General features: G+C 51.1%; 15 protein-coding genes. 1 reads left to right on the top strand and 14 read right to left on the bottom strand.

Annotation, left to right across the window (positions count from 1 at the left end):
• Window positions 1–278 precede the first annotated feature (278 nt).
• Complete coding sequence (locus H8710_RS08025; protein ID WP_249294970.1) at window positions 279–1,463, bottom strand: ABC transporter substrate-binding protein; 1,185 nt, start codon at window positions 1,461–1,463, stop codon at window positions 279–281.
• Between the two features lie 550 nt (window positions 1,464–2,013).
• Here H8710_RS08025 and H8710_RS08020 point away from each other — a divergent pair.
• Window positions 2,014–3,123 carry a hypothetical protein gene (locus tag H8710_RS08020; RefSeq protein ID WP_249294969.1) on the top strand — a complete coding sequence of 370 codons (1,110 nt, stop codon included), beginning with the start codon at window positions 2,014–2,016 and terminating at the stop codon, window positions 3,121–3,123.
• Window positions 3,124–3,301: 178 nt separating this feature from the next.
• Here H8710_RS08020 and H8710_RS08015 read toward each other — a convergent pair whose 3' ends face one another.
• The 13 genes from H8710_RS08015 to H8710_RS07960 all read right to left on the bottom strand — a co-directional run bounded on the left by H8710_RS08015 (window position 3,302) and on the right by H8710_RS07960 (window position 17,106).
• Window positions 3,302–4,117 (bottom strand): putative ABC transporter permease, encoded by an 816-nt coding sequence (locus tag H8710_RS08015; protein ID WP_249294968.1) that lies wholly within the window; start codon window positions 4,115–4,117, stop codon window positions 3,302–3,304.
• A 29-nt stretch (window positions 4,118–4,146) separates the two neighbouring features.
• Entirely contained in the window at window positions 4,147–5,421 is a 1,275-nt protein-coding gene (locus tag H8710_RS13370) for a 2-hydroxyacyl-CoA dehydratase (protein WP_283242818.1), read from the bottom strand.
• A complete protein-coding gene (locus H8710_RS08010; protein WP_283242817.1) occupies window positions 5,408–8,398 on the bottom strand; it encodes an acyl-CoA dehydratase activase in 2,991 nt (996 codons plus the stop codon). Before H8710_RS08010 ends, H8710_RS13370 begins: the two co-directional genes overlap by 14 nt.
• A gap of 90 nt (window positions 8,399–8,488) precedes the next feature.
• Window positions 8,489–9,109, bottom strand: coding sequence for a TetR/AcrR family transcriptional regulator (locus H8710_RS08005; RefSeq protein WP_249294967.1), 621 nt, complete (start codon window positions 9,107–9,109; stop codon window positions 8,489–8,491).
• Between the two features lie 706 nt (window positions 9,110–9,815).
• Complete coding sequence (locus tag H8710_RS08000; RefSeq protein ID WP_249294966.1) at window positions 9,816–10,019, bottom strand: hypothetical protein; 204 nt, start codon at window positions 10,017–10,019, stop codon at window positions 9,816–9,818.
• A gap of 2 nt (window positions 10,020–10,021) precedes the next feature.
• Window positions 10,022–10,840 carry a YesL family protein gene (locus tag H8710_RS07995; RefSeq protein WP_249294965.1) on the bottom strand — a complete coding sequence of 273 codons (819 nt, stop codon included), beginning with the start codon at window positions 10,838–10,840 and terminating at the stop codon, window positions 10,022–10,024.
• Window positions 10,841–10,965: 125 nt separating this feature from the next.
• A complete protein-coding gene (locus H8710_RS07990) occupies window positions 10,966–11,610 on the bottom strand; it encodes a stage II sporulation protein M (protein ID WP_249294964.1) in 645 nt (214 codons plus the stop codon).
• 185 nt (window positions 11,611–11,795) lie between these two features.
• Window positions 11,796–12,593 (bottom strand): pyrroline-5-carboxylate reductase, encoded by a 798-nt coding sequence (gene proC / locus H8710_RS07985; protein ID WP_249294963.1) that lies wholly within the window; start codon window positions 12,591–12,593, stop codon window positions 11,796–11,798.
• 132 nt (window positions 12,594–12,725) lie between these two features.
• Entirely contained in the window at window positions 12,726–14,093 is a 1,368-nt protein-coding gene (gene scfB, locus H8710_RS07980; RefSeq protein ID WP_249294962.1) for a thioether cross-link-forming SCIFF peptide maturase, read from the bottom strand.
• A 144-nt stretch (window positions 14,094–14,237) separates the two neighbouring features.
• Window positions 14,238–14,384 (bottom strand): six-cysteine ranthipeptide SCIFF, encoded by a 147-nt coding sequence (scfA, locus tag H8710_RS07975; RefSeq protein ID WP_249294961.1) that lies wholly within the window; start codon window positions 14,382–14,384, stop codon window positions 14,238–14,240.
• A gap of 26 nt (window positions 14,385–14,410) precedes the next feature.
• Window positions 14,411–14,830: a TIGR04086 family membrane protein gene (locus tag H8710_RS07970; RefSeq protein WP_249294960.1), complete on the bottom strand. Its 420-nt coding sequence runs from the start codon at window positions 14,828–14,830 to the stop codon at window positions 14,411–14,413.
• An 82-nt stretch (window positions 14,831–14,912) separates the two neighbouring features.
• Window positions 14,913–15,272 carry a preprotein translocase subunit YajC gene (gene yajC / locus H8710_RS07965; RefSeq protein ID WP_346727099.1) on the bottom strand — a complete coding sequence of 120 codons (360 nt, stop codon included), beginning with the start codon at window positions 15,270–15,272 and terminating at the stop codon, window positions 14,913–14,915.
• A gap of 187 nt (window positions 15,273–15,459) precedes the next feature.
• Window positions 15,460–17,106 carry an N-acetylmuramoyl-L-alanine amidase family protein gene (locus H8710_RS07960; protein ID WP_249294959.1) on the bottom strand — a complete coding sequence of 549 codons (1,647 nt, stop codon included), beginning with the start codon at window positions 17,104–17,106 and terminating at the stop codon, window positions 15,460–15,462.
• Window positions 17,107–17,119: the final 13 nt, after the last annotated feature.

Below are 17,119 nucleotides of genomic sequence, written 5' to 3'. Positions count from 1 at the left end.
GGGAGATTCCTCAAGCAGAAGCGCCTCAGTGATTTGAAAGCGCAATTTTTGAGGTGCAATTGCTTAAAAAATAGGGCATCGTTGCTATTTTTTAAACAATTGATAAAAGCCACGCCCCAGCGGGAAACGGGCAAAACCGCTTCCCTGCCCTGGGAAAAGCCATGGCCTGCGGAAAAAATCCCCTCAGAAGAGCATTTTTCCCAGTTTGTTGCGATACGACGAAAAGGAGACAGACGTCTCCTTTTCGATTTCTGATATAAAAAACTTAACGGAAGCGATTATTCCGCCAATTTGACCTCGTACGCGCCGTTTACAATCTCAACTACTTTAGCAGCTTTGTTGGGCTCGCCGGTAGCGTCGAAAGTCATGTCGCCGGTCAGGCCGCTGACGCTGATCTCAGTCATGGCGTCGATGATGGCCTGGGGCTCGGTGGAACCGGCTTTTTCGATAGCCGCCTTGATGACGTAAACGCCATCGTAAGCGTCAGCCGCGAACTGGTCGGGAGTAGCGTTGTATTTCTCTTCATAAGCTTTTACAAAGTTCTGAACATTTTCAGCAGTATCGTTGGCAGCAAAAGGAGTCAGGAAGATAGCGCCTTCCACGACGGAAGCGTCCTCCAACTGTCCCAAAACGCCGTCCCAGCCGTCGCCGCCCAGGTAGGGGATTTCCATACCCATTTTCTGAGCCTGGCCAACGATGAAGGCTACATCCTGATAGTAGATGGGCAGGAAGAGCACATCGGCGCCGGAGGATTTCACCGTGGTGAGCTGGGTGTTGAAGTCCATGTCGCCAGCGGTAAAGGACTCGTTGGCAACGATTTTGCCGCCTTTGGCTTCAAACTCTTTGACAAAAGCATCCGCCATACCAGAGCTGTAGTCGTTGGAAACGTCGTAGATGATGGCTGCATTTTTGTAGCCCAGGGTCTCTGCAGCGTAATTCGCCATAGTCACGCCCTGCAGCGGGTCGGTAAAGCAGATACGGAAGCAGTTGTCATACTGGGTGCACTCCATTGCGGAACCGGAAGGGGTCAGCTGGAGAATGCCGTCTTCTTTGGTCAGATCAGTCAAAGCGATGGTGGGGCCGCTGGTGGTAGCGCCCAGAAGAGCCTGGATGCCGTTGTCCATCAGTTTGTTATAGGCACTCATTGCGGTTTCAGCGTCGGACTCGTCATCCTGGAAGAAGAGCTCGATTTGCATACCGTTGACACCGCCGGCTGCATTGATTTCGTCTACCGCGATCTGCGCGCCCTGGTTGACGGAGATGCCGTAGGAAGCGTTTGCACCGGTCAGAGGGCCCATGCCGCCTAATTTGAAGGTCTCACCGGAAGCGACGCTGCTGCCGCCCTGGGAAGAACTGTCGGGGGTGCTGGAGCCGCCGTTGTCGCTGCCGCAGCTGCTGAGAGCAGTGGCAATCATGGCGGAAGCCAAACCAAAGCTCAAAGCTTTTTTCAAAAATTGATTCATGGTGTTTTCCTCCTTTTATTGATACCTGAAAGGCGGATAAAAAGCATTCCCAGTCCTTCAGGTACAGTTGCAAGATGTCGACATATTTCTGAAACAATACGTCACAATTCTTTCATATATCATACCTTAATCCGGCCGGTTTGTCAATGTTGCATTTCGATATTTTATGCCTGTTTGCTACAATATCCCGACAGAATTTTGCATTACTATGCAGGACATCCCATAAAATTCAGTCTTTTACAGCAGAGAAGCGGCGGATGCGTTTCTCTGTCAGATGCAGCGAAATCTTTCTGCGGCTGCAAAATTTGTCGCAGGATTCATTCTCTGCCTGTCCTCCAGGAAATTTTTCTATTTTCAGGCTTACTCTGGCGGAAAGGGGCCTCCCCTGTGTCAAAATCCCTTCAAAAAGAATACTATGGCAATAACACGATAGCTATTTTACTTTTTATAAACATTAAGAGATTTTGAAAGACCCTCATATATGGTTTTTCTAGATTCTGGATTGTAATAAAAAGTTAAATTGCTATAAATCACGCTTGGAGGGATTGAAATGAACGATGAGTCAAACATTCTGGACTTCTTTCTGGGAAGCAACACACCGGAAGGCTTTGTTTCTTTATTCGATGAAATTACCGGATTATATAAAGACTATGTAAGCTATGTCATCAAGGGAGGGCCCGGAACCGGAAAATCCACCCTCATGAAAAAATGCGCAGCCGAGGCGAGCCTCCTGGAACCGTACTTAGAGCGCATTCACTGCTCTTCCGACCCTAATTCTTTGGACGCCGTCATTTTACCGGGGGCAAAGGTGACCATTGCCGACGGCACCCCGCCCCACGTCATCGAGCCTCAGTTTCCCGGCGCTTATGAATCAGTAGTCAATTTTTGTGACTGCTGGGACGAAGAGGATCTGCAAAAAAACCGGGAGGCTGTGTTTTCTCTTTCTGAGAAGGTCTCCGCCTGCCACAGGCAGTGTGTCGGACTATTAAAGGCAGCCCATTCCCTTTTGCAGGATAACTTTCTGCTGGCCATGGCCTGTACCGACGGAGTAAAGGCTACCAAAGCTGCCGACAACATCCTGGAACGGGAATGCAAACGTCGCCGGGGTCTACTTTCAAAAGAACACAAACGTTTTCTAAGCGCCATCACTCCCAAAGGGCTCCTCTGCTGTACCGATACGGTCAACCGGCTCTGCGACCGGATTTACGTCCTCAAAGATTCCTATGGCGCTTCAGGAACCCTGTTTATGGAAGAGCTCCGCACCCAGCTTTTGCAGCGGGGTTTTGAGATTTACACCTGCATCTGCCCTCTGAACCCTCACGATAAAATCGAGCACATCTTCGTCCCAGAACTCAGGCTTGGCTTTGTGACTGCAAACCCCTTCCTGCCACTGGAAAAAGCTCTCGCCCCTTACCGGGTTATCCATTTTACCCGCTTCACCGATATGGAAGCCCTCAAAAAGAAAAAACAGCGGATGCGGTTTAACCAGAGGATGGCGGCGGAGCTGTTAGACGAGTCGGTCCGTTCCCTCCAAAAGGCCAAATCCATCCACGACGCTTTAGAACAGGTCTACGGCCACGCCATGGATTACAAAAAAATCAATGACAAGGCCCAGGCGGTTCTCTGTGCCATCCGACAGAAATATCCGGCAGAGGTTTAATTTCTCATATATTACGGCCAAAATCCATTTTCATAAAGCAGCATTAAATACAACAGAAAAGCCACCGATTTATTCGGCGGCTTTTCTCTATTGAGAACTCTTTTTGAAATTGTTAAATTGTTTTATCGGCCTCAATCGAACGACTGAATTATTGTATCATCGCTCCGTAAATTACAGGTTAAAACGGCTTCTTCCGGGTTGTGAGCCGCTCTTTCATCCGCTCCAAAGCGCCCTCGTACCGGCTGGAGCTGATATTGGGGAACGCCTTGAGGATACGGGTGTGAATTTTGCCCCGTTCCAGCTCGGTGAGCCTTCGGTTGAGCTCCGCAAGCCGCTCCCGGATGGAAACCGATTCTTTTGGCTCCACATCGCCGCCCTTGAGCTTTGAGAGCTTCTCCTCCACGGAAAGCTGGAAATGGAGTTTCTGCATCTCGGTCTTTTCCTTGATTTCGTCCAGCAGCTTGTGCATCTGCTGGAGTTTTCCCTTGAGTTCCAGCAGTTGTTTCACCGTAAAGAAGGTGTCGAGGAGGATGACTGCCAGCAGCGCCAGGGAGATCCACGGCAACGCCTCCCCCGGGATGAAAAGCAGCCACTTTTGCACCTCCGGATTGATGAAACGCACCAGCACTGTAGCCATCGCTCCGAACATCAGAGAGTTTAAAAGGCATACCCGGCCGTTTATTTGGAATTTGTAGCGGGAGTAATCCCACCACTTCATGTGGAAAAGCTTTTCCAGGATGACCGAGGTGAAGTACTCCAACACCGTCGTGACCAAAACGGCTGACAGAAAGAGGGACAGGGTGTTTTCCACTTCCTTTGGAAGCAGCCAGAGCACTAGGAGCGCCCCCACGCCATAAACCGGACAAAGGGGGCCGCTCAAAAAGCCCCTGTTTACAAATTTCCTAGAGCCTATGGAGCAGTACACCGTTTCGCAGACCCAGCCGAGAAAGCTGTAGACGACGAAAGTAAGAAACCAAATCGATAAAAGTTCCAACTGAAATCCCCTGCCTTTCGGTCAGAATGTCACGCGGTTTTGCCGTTTTTACAGGCGGTTTCTTTTTCCAGCTCCGCCTTGGCGTTTGCCAGCATCAGTTTAATGCGGTTCTGCTGGTTGACGGCGCTGGCGCCGGGGTCGTAATCCACCGCCACAATGTTGGCGTTAGGGTTCTGCTCCTTGATGGCGCGGATCATTCCTTTTCCGGCAATATGGTTTGGAAGACAGCCGAAGGGCTGGGTGCAGACCACGTTGCTGACGCCCTCGTGGATAAGTTCGACGATCTCGGAAGTGAGGAGCCACCCCTCCCCCATCTTGACGCCGTGATTGATGGTGCCCTCCGACATTTTGACCACGTCGGGGAACCAGGTCTGGGGATTGAACACTCCCTGCTCTTTGATAAGGCCGATGACGTCCTTTTCCTTTTTAATGAGAAAGTTGTAGGCGAAACGGGAGATTTTTTCCTTCCAGAAGCTACCGCCGTACAGGTCTTTGTCCACCATGCCGTTGTAGACGCAGTAGAGGCAGAAATCCAAAAGGCCGGGAACCACCACTTCGGCTCCCTCAGAAAGGAGAAACGCCTCCAGATTGTTGTTGCCCAAGGGAGAGTATTTCACATAAATTTCGCCGACGATGCCCACCCGGACTTTTTTCTCATCCCGGAGGGGGATTTGCGCGAAATCGTCCAGAATCGCCTTGTAAAGCTGCTTCATCCTCTTGTAACGGACGATCGTTTTGCCCCTGAATTCTTCCATAAGGCGGCCGCTCCAACGCTCAATGAGCTTCTGGCTGTCTCCGGAATGGATCTCATAGGGTGTGCACTGGTTGGAGATGAGGGTCAAAAGGTCGCCCAGATAGATGGCATACATAAACTGCAAAATCAGCGGCGGCGTCAGTTTGAAACCGGAGTTTTTCTCCAATCCGCCGACGCTCAGGGAAATGACGGGGATATGGCCGTAGCCGCTCTTTTTGAGGGCCTTCCGAAGCAGGTGGATGTAGTTGGAGGCCCTGCACCCGCCGCCGGTCTGGGTAATCATCAGAGCCACCTTATCAAGGTCGTATTTGCCGCTTTCCAGGGCGTCGATCATCTGGCCGATAACTAGGAGAGCCGGATAACAGGTGTCATTGTGGACGTTTCGAAGCCCTTCGTCGATGACGCTGCGCCCATCGTTCGTCAGCAGTTCCGCTTTGTAGCCGTGCTGCCGCAGGATGTTTGCCATCAGGTTGAAATGAATGGGCAGCATGGTGGGGAGCAGAATGGTATGTGTTTTCTTCATTTCTTTGGTGAATTCAACGCGTTCCATAGAAATCACGATTCCTTTCCGGGTGTTCCCCTTTCTGCTGTTTCACCGCCCGGCGCTCTTCCATGGCGCCCAGCAAACTTCTCAGGCGGATTTTGACGGCGCCTAAATTGTTGATTTCGTCGATTTTAAGCTGGGTATACAGCTTGTCGTGGGACTCTAAGATGGAACGCACCTCATCAGTGGTGATGGCGTCGATGCCGCATCCGAAGGACACCAGCTGCACCAGCTCGATGTCGTCGTGCGTCGCCACGTATTTGGCGGCGTTGTAGAGCCTTGCATGATAGGTCCACTGATTTAAGACGTTTACCTTCTGGGGTTCCACCAGGTCGGACACACAGTCCTCTGAAATCACAACCAGCCCCAAAGAATTTAAAAGCTTATCGATGCCATGGTTGATTTCCGGGTCCACGTGATAGGGGCGTCCCGCCAGCACCACGGTCTGTAAATCATGCTCCTTGGCGTACCGGAGCATTTTAAGCCCTTCCGCTTTCACGTCCTCATGCCACTGGTGATAAAGGGCGTAGGATTTTTCTGCCGCTTTTTTGACCTCCGTTTTGGTGATGTGGGGATATCGCTCCCCAAAATAAGCCGCCGCCTTTTTAATGAAGTCTTTTTCCCGGTGGAGGCCAAAATAGGGGTAGAGGAAGTCCATTTCCTTGAGTTTTCCGATATTGGAGCGCAATAGCTCCGGGTAATAGGCAACCACCGGACAGTTGAAGTGGTTGTCGCCCTTCTTTTCATCGAAGTTGTAGGTGAGGCAGGGGTAAAAGATGGTGTCGATGCCCTGCTCCAACAGCCATTCAATGTGTCCGTGAATGAGTTTTGCCGGATAGCAGACGGTGTCCGACGGGATGGTGTATCGGCCCTTGGCGTAGATGTCCAGAGTCGAGACCGGGGACACCACCACCTCAAAGCCCAGTTCGGTGAGAAAAGTGTGCCAAAAAGGCAGATTTTCAATCATGTTGAGGCCTAAAGGAATGCCGATTTTGCCGCGAGGGCCTTCCTTGGACTGCTCCGACAGCTCTTTGAGGCGGTTGAGTTTATACTCGTAGATGTTTGGGAGCTTTTCCTTGTTTTTGTAGCCCAGGGGTCGCTCGCACTTGTTGCCGGAGATGTATTTTTTCCCGTCGCTGAACAGGTTGACAGTCAGGCTGCAATGGTTGGTGCAGAGGCCGCAGTTCACAGACTTTGCCGTGTGGGTAAAGGCGTTTAACTCCTCCGTAGACAGGAGGGTGGATTCCTTGAGATGCAGACCCTTGCCGTACAAAGCCGCGCCGTATGCGCCCATGAGTCCCGCGATGTTGGGACGGACAACGTTGCGGCCGATTTCTCGCTCAAAGCTTCTTAGCACCGCGTCGTTTAAAAAGGTTCCACCCTGCACCACGATGTTCTGACCCAGTTCGTCCGGATTGTGGGCGCGAATGACCTTGTAAATGGCGTTTTTGACCACGCTCATGGAAAGCCCCGCCGAAATATCCTCCACCCCGGCCCCGTCTTTTTGGGCCTGCTTGACCGATGAGTTCATAAAGACGGTGCAGCGGGAGCCCAAATCCACAGGGTATTGGGAGAAAAGGCCGCGCTGGGAAAAATCGGCGATGCCGTAGCCCATGGACTTGGCGAAGGTCTCGATAAAGGAACCGCAGCCGGAGGAGCAGGCCTCGTTGAGCATAATGCTGTCGATGGAGTCGTTTTTCACCTTGAAGCACTTGATGTCCTGGCCGCCGATGTCCAAAATAAAGTCCACCTGGGGATTAAAATGCCGGGCCGCCTTGAAGTGGGCCATGGTCTCAACGATGCCGGCGTCCACCTGAAAGGCGCTCTGAATGAGCTCCTCGCCGTAGCCGGTGACGACGGAGGAACGGATGGTGATCCTATTCCCGCAGAGAGAGCGGATTTTCAAAAGCTGTTCTTTGATGATGACTACCGGGTTTCCCTGATTGGAACTGTAGTATTCGTATAAAATGTCGTCGTTTTCCGAGATGAGCACCACTTTGGTGGTGGTACTGCCGCAGTCGATGCCTAAGTAAGCGTCACCCTCGTACCCCTCGATGGGCACTACCGGAACAGCGGCCTTTTGGTGACGGCTGACAAATGCCTCGTAGTCGTCCTCACCGCTGAAGAGAGGCTCTAAGTAATTAGAACTGCTGGTGTCCACTGGAGCTTTCTCGATTTTTTGCAGCAAACTTCCAATCGTTTCTTGGTTGCCGCTTTCAGGGGCGTAAACAGCTGTACCCATCGCCACGGAAAACTGCCCCAATTCCGGGAAGATGGCATTTTCCTTAGACAGATTCAGAGTTTTGGCGAACTGCTTTTGCAGTTCTTTAAAAAAGTAGAGAGGGCCGCCCAAAAAGGCCACTTTTCCCTTAATGGCACGTCCTTGGGCCAAACCGGTGATGGTTTGGTCGACGACAGCCTGAAAGATGCTGGCGGCCAGGTCCTCTTTCCGGGCCCCCTGGTTTAAGAGGGGCTGAATGTCAGACTTTGCGAAAACGCCGCACCGGGAAGCAATGGGATAAAGCTTCTCCGAATGGGAGGCGAGAACATCCAAATCCTCGGGGGTGACATTTAACAACGTGGCCATCTGGTCGATAAAGGCGCCTGTCCCGCCGGCGCAGGTGCCGTTCATCCGCTCCTCGACGCCACCGGTCAGAAAGAGTATCTTCGCGTCCTCGCCGCCCAGTTCGATGACTACGTCGATCTGAGGGTCAAAAAGCTGCACCGCCTTGCCTGTGGCGAAAACCTCCTGGATAAATTCGATGCCCGCCGCCTTTGAAAGGCCGAAACCGGCGGAGCCTGACAGCGCCACCGTAAAGGTATGTCCATCTAAAACAGCCCGGGCTTTCCGCAGCACCTCCGCCGTTTTCTGACGCACCTGGGAAAAGTGGCGTTCGTAATGTTTGAATAAAATGGTTTCTCCGTCCATGACCACCACTTTGACAGTCGTGGAACCAATGTCAATTCCTACACTTAATCTCATGGTTTTCCCAACCTCCTCGTCCGGGGAGGTGCCTCGCCTTTGGAGGCCCTTTCTTTTGCTCTCTTCTATATCAAACGCTATTCCCGTTGGTCAGGCTGCAATCCCGCGGCAAATCAGCCCCAGGGTATCTCGCAGTTCTCTTTTGAACTGCTGCTGAGCGTCTTTAACAGCCAGCCCGTTTTGCTGTACAGCAGATATGTATTTTCGCTGGATCGAACCGATGAGGACAATCAAAACCTCCATAGCCTGCTTCCTGTCGGTCTCCGGCTTGAGGGAAATATTATCTAAAAATCTGCTCAGTGCCTTAAGCCCATATTGCCAGATTTCCTCCCGACAGCGCCGCAGCGCTTGGTTGTTTTCCGATAAGGCCCCGCTGGTCACGAACTGGGCGATCAGCTGATAATGGTAGGGGTGCGCGGCAAAAAAAGCGATGTGCAGCCCATATACAGCCGCCAAATAGTCTATGCCCGCCAGCTTCCCGCAGCAGGCGTCCTGCTCCGCTCTGTGGAAATCTTCCATGCAATACCGAAGCGTTTCCTCAAACAAATTTTCCTTGCTTTTAAAATAGTGGTAGAGCAGCCCTTTTGAGATAGATGCACCAGCACAGATTTGATTGGTGGAAGCGCCCTCATATCCATGAAGCCCGAATTCTACAATGGCCGCCTCGATCATTTTGTTGCGGGTAAGTGCCTTCTCCTCTGTTTTATTCATCTCAAACCGTCCTTATGCCAATTATGTCCCGATATAATCTGGTTCTATCGTGGAGTATTTTTGTGGAGTTTCAAACTGGAAAAACTATTTTAAGATTTCCTATCTCTAAGAGGCCATTAGCCTGCAACGCATAGTACCCTTTAGCGCTGTTTGTGGACATTATAATACCATAAATTTTTCTGCGGAAGCAGACATCAAACGGCGCAGTAGCTGCAAACATTTATGGTTTGCAAATTTATGATAAAAGCGCCTTTGGCGCTTTGAAAACAACTTATCTGAGTTGTTTTTCTGTGAGGTTATTATACCATTTATTGACCACATGGTCTATATCCACACTACACAAAGCAGCTTGTCGAAAACTCAACTTTTTTGTCTTGTTTTCGCGTGTTTTTTTCATTTTACTTAAATAATCTGTACTTTTGACAGGAAATTTACTTTTTCTGGTAAAACAGAAAGCCCGCCGCAAAAAGCGACGGGTTTTCCGTGTGATAAAATGTTAGATTTTTTGTATGTACCAACCAGGAACCATTCGGCTTCTGATTAACTACCTTAACGACAGATTTAGTATAGCATAAAAAATGCTTTGCATTTGTCGAAATCTGTCATCAAACAAAAATATTTTGCGAAATTATTCCCTTTCCGGCCTGCGCCGTCGTTTTTTCCCCATTCGAGGATGTTGAGGCCGGATTGTGGGGGCTTTCCGACGCTATCCCTTCTTTTCCTCCGCAATCTGAAAAAATTTGCAGGCAGGGTCGTCCGGCAAAATCCGGTTTTCTTCCCCAATCCGGCAATTTCTGCTAAAGTAAAGGCCCTTTCGCTTGCAGAAATAGCAGTGGCTCCGGCGGTACACCGTATCCCGGCAGTCGTCGTAAAAGTATCTGCACTCCCGGCAGGAACGATTCTCGCTCATAGTTACTTAATGACTTTATGCCGGCCGGAATGCCCCCCTTTGGCAGGGCGCTCCTTGGTTCCCACATCGGTGAAGATGCTGTCCGGCTCTCCGGCTGTTTCGTCAAGCTCCCCCCGCTCTTCCCGGAGCTTTTTCTCGTGAGGAGCGACAATGTAACGGATAATATAGGGATAAGAGTTGTATACGGCGATAAATCCCGTAGTGGAAAATCCGATGAGGGCGATTACCGGTACCGTAACCGGAAAGAACCAAGCCAACGGGAAACAAATGAGCAAGATAAAAAAGGTGGAGATCACGTTGGTCCGCAGACCTAAAAAGGCAAAAATCAAAGCATTTTTCAGGATGTGCTTAAATTTCAACTCTACCGTTACCGCCATCAGATACGCATAAAAGCGCATGAAGAACATCACGACCATCATAAGCAGGCAGATTCCCAGCGGGATAAACATCCAAGCACCCTGATCTGCGTTTTTCCAGTAGAACATCAGGGACAAAATCACGACGGCGGAGACCAGCAAGTCTAGAAAGAACAGCCCGACGCCCTGCTTCCAGTTTTTACGGAAGGCCTCAAAAAAGTCGGATACCATAAAGGTTGGACGCTCGTCGGCATAGTTGCGAAGAATATAGGTAAATCCCGCAATAGCTGGCCCAATGGTCACAATGGGGACGCAGCAGAGCAAAAACAGCAGGTTCAGTTCCAGCAGCTTCCAGAATTTCCGGAAATAAAGCTCAAAAAAGTGGAAAAACCGGTTTTTATTGGTCTCCCCCTTATCAACGCCGGGACCGGGCTTGTTGTAGTTAAACAGTCCAAAAAAAGCCATTTTATTACCTTTCCCCCAATGATTTTTTGTTTTCCTTTTGCAATAGATACTAAATCAGTATGCAGGAATTCGGTTTTTTTGTCAATAGATAGTCTTTCTTGATTTTTTAAACGTTTTATTAACTGCTAAAACATTGGAGCAAAAATCCGGGTGCAGAGGCCGTTGATCACCGCAGACAGCAGGATGAGCAGAGCCAGGATAAAAAACTTCACGGTGTAGGTTTTAAGAATTCCTGAGGGCATGGAAAAATCGTCGGAAGTCATCACCCTGAAAAATCGGTTAGAGAGCTTTACCGACTCCCTTCCGGCCAGCAGAATGGCGTAGCTGGATAGGATGCCAGCTGGCACGATGAGGGCCAGGGACATGAGGATGCCCTTCATTCCCAGATTCAGATAAAAATGCCCCATTGCGGTACCCAGGCCAATTCCGCGAAATGCCACTAGAAAAAAGGAAAAGGGCTGCCCTACCGCACTGAACCCACAGAGAAACAGAAGCAGCACGAAAACCCCGCTGGACAGGAGCGCGGAAAGCAGTGCCGGCAGAAAGCTGTCTCCTGCCTTTTGCAGCAAAAATTGTTCGGTGATACGCTGCAGGCTATCGGAGGTCTCGGGGCTCGCCCCTCCCACTAGCACTGCGCCGTAGGCCACCCCGATGAAAAACAGGGCAATTAAAAAAGTAAAAAGCAGGCTTTTAGGCTTTTTTTCGGCGACAAAGTGAATTTCGGTTTCCGGAAGCGACATATTTTCCGGCAGGTTTACAATCTTGTCCATTTCACTACCATCCTTTCATTGGCTCATCAAACTGATACATTCTATGAAAGGACAAGGAATAATATCCGTCTCAAAAGGGACAAGTCAAAATTTTTTTGGAGGATTCCGAAAATCGCAAAAAGACCGCCGAATCAATCGACAGTCTTTTTCTTCGCAACATTGTTCAAAAAAACAAAGCTCGATGACTATTTGGAAAGCTCATATGCCCGTTTGGTGCAGTTTTCACAGCAGCGGGTGACAGCTTTTTGCAGTCCCATTTCGGAAAGGCCTTCTAAGCCTGCAATGGTGGTTCCACCTTTGGAGGAAACCATCTGGATAAGCTCCTCCACATCCTTGCCGGAATGTTCCATCATGTCCGCTGCGCCCCGCATGGACTGGCAGAACAGCTTAAGCCCTGTCTCATAGGGGATGCCGTTTACCTCGCCATAGCGGATAAAGCCCTTGGCGTACTCGTAGAGGAAAGCAGGGCTGCTGCCGTTTAGGGCGATCACCTCGCAGAGCTTATCGGCGGGGATCTCACAGACTAGACCTGCACAGCCGAAAATCTCTTTGACGTTTTCAAATTCCTCTCTCGTCGTCGGTTCCACCGGGGCCATGGCGGTGGCGCCCATCCCCACCAGCAGGGGGGTGTTGGGCATGACGAGAACTACCTTGGCGTCGAAGCCCAGAGCGGTTTTGATGGCCTCGGCTGTAATGCCCGCCGCGATGGAGATAAACACCTTGTCCTTGCCGGAAGCCCCGTTCAAAGAAGCAAACATTTCGGGGAAATTCTGGGGTTTGACTGAAAAAAGAACGTAATCGCTCCATTCCACCAGCTCCGCCGCTGATGCCTTGGCCTCCAATCCCACGTCGGACAGAGCCTCTGCCTTTTTAGGGTCGATGTCGTAACCTGCGAAGGCGATTTTCCCTTTCATCCCTTTCGCGGCGCCCCTGATAATAGCGGTTGCCATGTTTCCACAGCCGATTGCACCTAATTTAATCATCTGATTCTCATTCCTTTCACACGTCCTTGCCCGCTGCTTTCCAGCAGGCCGAAAAAAGTATAAGGGAGTCCGTCCCGAACGGTGGCTGCTGCAAAACAGTCCCGATTCGAAAGCGTTCTCCCCTTCTTTCATTTATTCGCCGTCAAAAGCCTCTGCTGCCTTCATCATAATGGCGCATTCCAGGCGTTTTTTCTCCAGCTCGCAGCCCAGCTTATGGGGTTTGAGCACATCTCCGGCGTACTGGAGGTTGTTGGCGTTGCAGCCGCCACTGCAATAGAATTTCGCCCAGCATTTCTGGCAGTCTTCCTTGCCGTAGATATTGGCCCGGGCGAAGTAATCCTTCCGCTTCAGATCAAAGGTGCCGTCGTAGAGGGAACCCATCTTCCAATCCTCCATGCCGACGAACTGATGGCAGGGGTAGATGTCCCCGTCCGGGGTGATGGCCACGTACTCGTTGCCGCAGCCGCAGCCTCTAAGCCGTTTGATGGCGCAGGGGCCTTGGTCCAGGTCGATCATAAAATGGAAGAAATTAAAGCCCTTCCCCTGTTTTTTATAGTCCAGGAGCTTCACCGCCAGCCGTTCGTACTCTTTTGCGATGGTCGGGAGGTCCGCCTCGGTGATGGCGTAATCCTCTTTCGGGTCGGTGACCACAGGCTCCACCGAAATCTGGTCAAACCCCAGGTCGTTTAAATGGAAAACGTCGTCAGCAAAATCGAGATTCTTGTGGGTGAAGGTACCGCGGACGTAGTACTGGTCGTGGCCCCGCTTGTCCACCAGCTTTTTATATTTGGGCACAATAGAGTCGTAAGAACCGCTGCCGTCCACACGGGGACGGAAATAGTCGTTTACTTCCTTCCTGCCGTCGATGGATAGCACCACGTTTGACATCTCTTTGTTGATAAAGTCGATTTTGTCGTCTGAAAGCAGCATGCCGTTGGTGGTGATGGTGAAGCGGAAATTCTTGTCAAAATCCTTTTCCTTGCTTCGGGCGTAGGCCACCACCTGCTTGACCACTTCGAAATTCATCAGCGGTTCCCCGCCGAAAAAGTCAAGCTCCAGGTTTCTCCGGCCCTGAGAATGCTCGATAAGGAAATCAATGGCCCGTTTACCGGTATCAAAGTCCATGAGCTTTCTGCCGTGGCCGAAATCTCCGGTGGAAGCGAAACAATATTTGCACCGCAGGTTGCAGTCGTGGGCGATGTGCAGGCACATGGCCTTGACGGGGGATGCGACCATTTTGTCGGCGAACTGAGCGTAATCGTCCTCGGAAAAAAGGATGCCCTCAGCGTACATCTCGTAAAGCTCGCTGTAAGCGTCTAAAAGCTCGTCCCTTGAAAACTCGGGGGAAAGCTTCTGGAGCACCTCTTCAGGACAATTTTCCGTCAAAGGTGGCGTCACCTCATCCAGCAGGCGGTAGGCCGCATCGTCGACGACCGAAACGCCGCCGCTGTGTACGTCCAGCACAATGTTATAGCCGTTTAAGTGATACTTATGTATCATGTCTTTCGTCCTTTCGCGATGGGGACCGCATTCGGTGATTATTTGATGCTTCCCCCGATATAGGATGCGGAAGCAAAACCATCCGCACAAAATGAAACCCCGCCTTGCGGCAGGGTTTAAAGAGCAATTCGGTAAAAACCCAAATTACTTATTGTTATTCTCGCACTTCTGGTTTGCAACGGTGCAGGAAGTCTTGCAGGCAGACTGACAAGAAGCCTGGCACTCGCCGCAGCCGCCCTTGGCAGCAGATTTTTTCAAATTGCATTTGTTGAGAGTTTTTACGTGTTTCATTTTCATTTCTCCTAACCTTGAAAAAATTATCTTCTCTTTTGCTTCGCGTTGACGCCGAGGATTCCCCCGATCATCGCCGACGCGATTAAGATAGCAAATTTTGAAAGGCTTTGCATGGCCGGAGCCTGTTGAGTAAAGATAACGCCAGCAATGGTGAGAATCAGCGCCAAAATCACACCGACAGCCACACCGATTAAAAGGCCCTTCTTCCGAAAGGTCCGCGCCGCCCCGTATCCGCCGGCAAATCCGCCTGCGGCCACCGTCAGAATCGCCATAATCCTCATGGCGGCGGTGGGAAGGGAGAAACAGGAAACCGCAAGTGCACAGAACAGCATTACGGCTACCGCCGTCACCGCCCCGGCAATGGTTCCCACAAGCAAAGGCTTTCCATACACGCCTAATCTGATTTCATTTTTTGATTTTGATTTTTCCACGGCACCCGCCATACCATCGCCCCGCTTATCCACAATTTTGCCGGTTAAGGCTCATTAAAGGATATGCGCGTCCATGCGGCGTTATGCAAAAACTTTACGCTTCGGTGTCGTCGTGGATCGTCTCGACAGACTGGATAGCCCAACGTTTGATGCGGACCTTGCTTCTGTCGCCGCCGGTCTCGACGACAACGGTGTCCTCACGGACAGAAACCACCCGTCCGATGATGCCGCCGGCTGTGATGACTTCATCGCCGACCTGCAGGTTATTTCTCATTTCCTGCGCCTGTTTTTCCTTCTTCTTTTGAGGACGGATAAGCAGGAAATACATCACAACAAAAATCAGAACAATCGGAAGGAGCTGAATGAGCATGACCCACATGGATCCACCCTGTGCCTCGGCTCCCGCTGCGTCAGCGAGAACGCTGAGCGGCATATTTCCCAGTAATGCTGGCATTGAATTACCTCCAAACAAATTTTAACAACCTTAAAAGTTGAACATTTTCATTATACATGATTGGTCCCGAACTTTCAAGGGGGTGCGAAGGGATAAATATGAATTTTTCATCAATATTGGAACATTTTTCGCCAAAATCCGGAAAAGCCCGCCTTAATAGGCGGGCTTTTTTCGAAATACTCACTTTTTATTTGCCTGCAAAGTAGTTGGCGATACCGTCGGCGGTGTGTTTCGCAAACAGGGAAACGTTGCTGCTGTTTTTGAGGATCTCCATCTCCTGCGGGTTAGTCATGAAGCCGTATTCCACCAAAACCGATGCAAACTGTTTCTGACGGGTGACGGCAAACTCGCTAAACTTGTAGCCGCGGTTTTTCGCGCCGTCGCTGTAAGGCATCTGGAGATAGGCTTGGTAAATCGCATTGTTGATATTCCGGGCGAGAGGCATGGAAAAGGGAGTGTTGTAATAGGTTTCAACGCCTCTTGCGCTTGCAGCACCGGAGTTGTGATGGACGGATACGTAAATGTGAGGCTCCCAGTCATAGGCAAGCTGGCACCGCTTGTAAAGGTCTTTCAGATTCGTGCCGTCGCTGTCCAGCATGTAGACAGTGGCACCGCGGTTTTCCAGCTCTGTTTTCAGGGCTTTCGCCTTCTGGAGGTTCATGACTGATTCGTATGTGCCGTCGGCTCCAATGGTACCGGAATCCAAATTGCCGCCGTTGTTGCCGTGGCCGGGGTCGATAACGATTCGGGCGCCGGACAGGCTGTTCAGCGGATTGTAGAAGCGGAGCTTCAGGCTGCCGGTAGAAGTGTATTCAGCGTAGCAGCCATAATATTTGTTGGGCTGGGACAGGGTCAACTCCAGCACGCCCTGGGCGACGCCGTCCTTGACTCTCGTCGACCAGGTGGCGTTCTTGAACGCGCCGCCCGACGGGATGGATACCCCGCTCAGATTCATCTGGGTGGTGTAATCGAAGGTGATGGTCACCTTTGTGGCATTGTAGCTCGTCACCCAGTTGCCGGAGCTGTAGGTAAAGGGAGAAGTCTCCACGTTAAAGGGGACGTTCCACTTGCCTTTGATGTCCAAAGTGGTCATCTTGCTGTCCACCGAGACGTTTAGGCCGGAGATTACATTGTTGCCCTGGCTACCGCTGTCGGCAACGACAGCCACGTCGGATTTTTTGACCTTGCGGCCGGATTTCAGTTCATAGTAGTTGCCGGAAACGCTCTTCACATAGTCGATGGTTCCCTTGGGCATGTTGTAGTAATAGGGAGCGGCGTAATCCTCACCCCGGTCGTCGGTCTTGAATACATCTATGTATTTCTTTGTCGCCGATACCTGCTGGCCGGAAACCGCGTCAACGCTGCCGGAAATATCGCTGTTGTCGCCGGAGCTGCCGCCCGGATTGGAGGAACCTCCCGCATTTTCGGGGACTTCCACGCCCACAAGGCCGGCGGAGAGCTTTGTCTCGGTGTTGCTGGCGGTTTTGGCGGTGAAGGAAATGGCACCCAAGTCCTTGCCCGCAGTAACGGACGGAACGGTATAGCTACCCTCAAACCAGTACATGGTACCGGTCCGGGTGGATGTTTTTGTAAGATTGACCGTGGTGCCGTTCACCTTTGCAGTGACAGTGGCGGTGGAATCCGCCAACGCCCGCAGCTTGAGCTGCTGCCCGGTGTAGACCGAGGTAACGCCCTTCGGCTCGATCTGACTCAGAATCGGTTCTTTGACGCCGGTTCCCCCGGCGGCGAACACATTGGTACAGCCCAAAACCATCGTGAGCAGGGTCATGAGCAGGAATGCTTTGAGGAATTTAAACTTCTGCGTTTTCAACATCTTTGGGACCTCC

This window comes from Fumia xinanensis (assembly GCF_014384905.1).
GTDB classification, from domain to species: domain Bacteria; phylum Bacillota; class Clostridia; order Oscillospirales; family Ruminococcaceae; genus Fumia; species Fumia xinanensis.
Note: the sequence above shows the minus strand (reverse complement) of the source record. Positions and strands in the feature narration are given on the sequence as shown.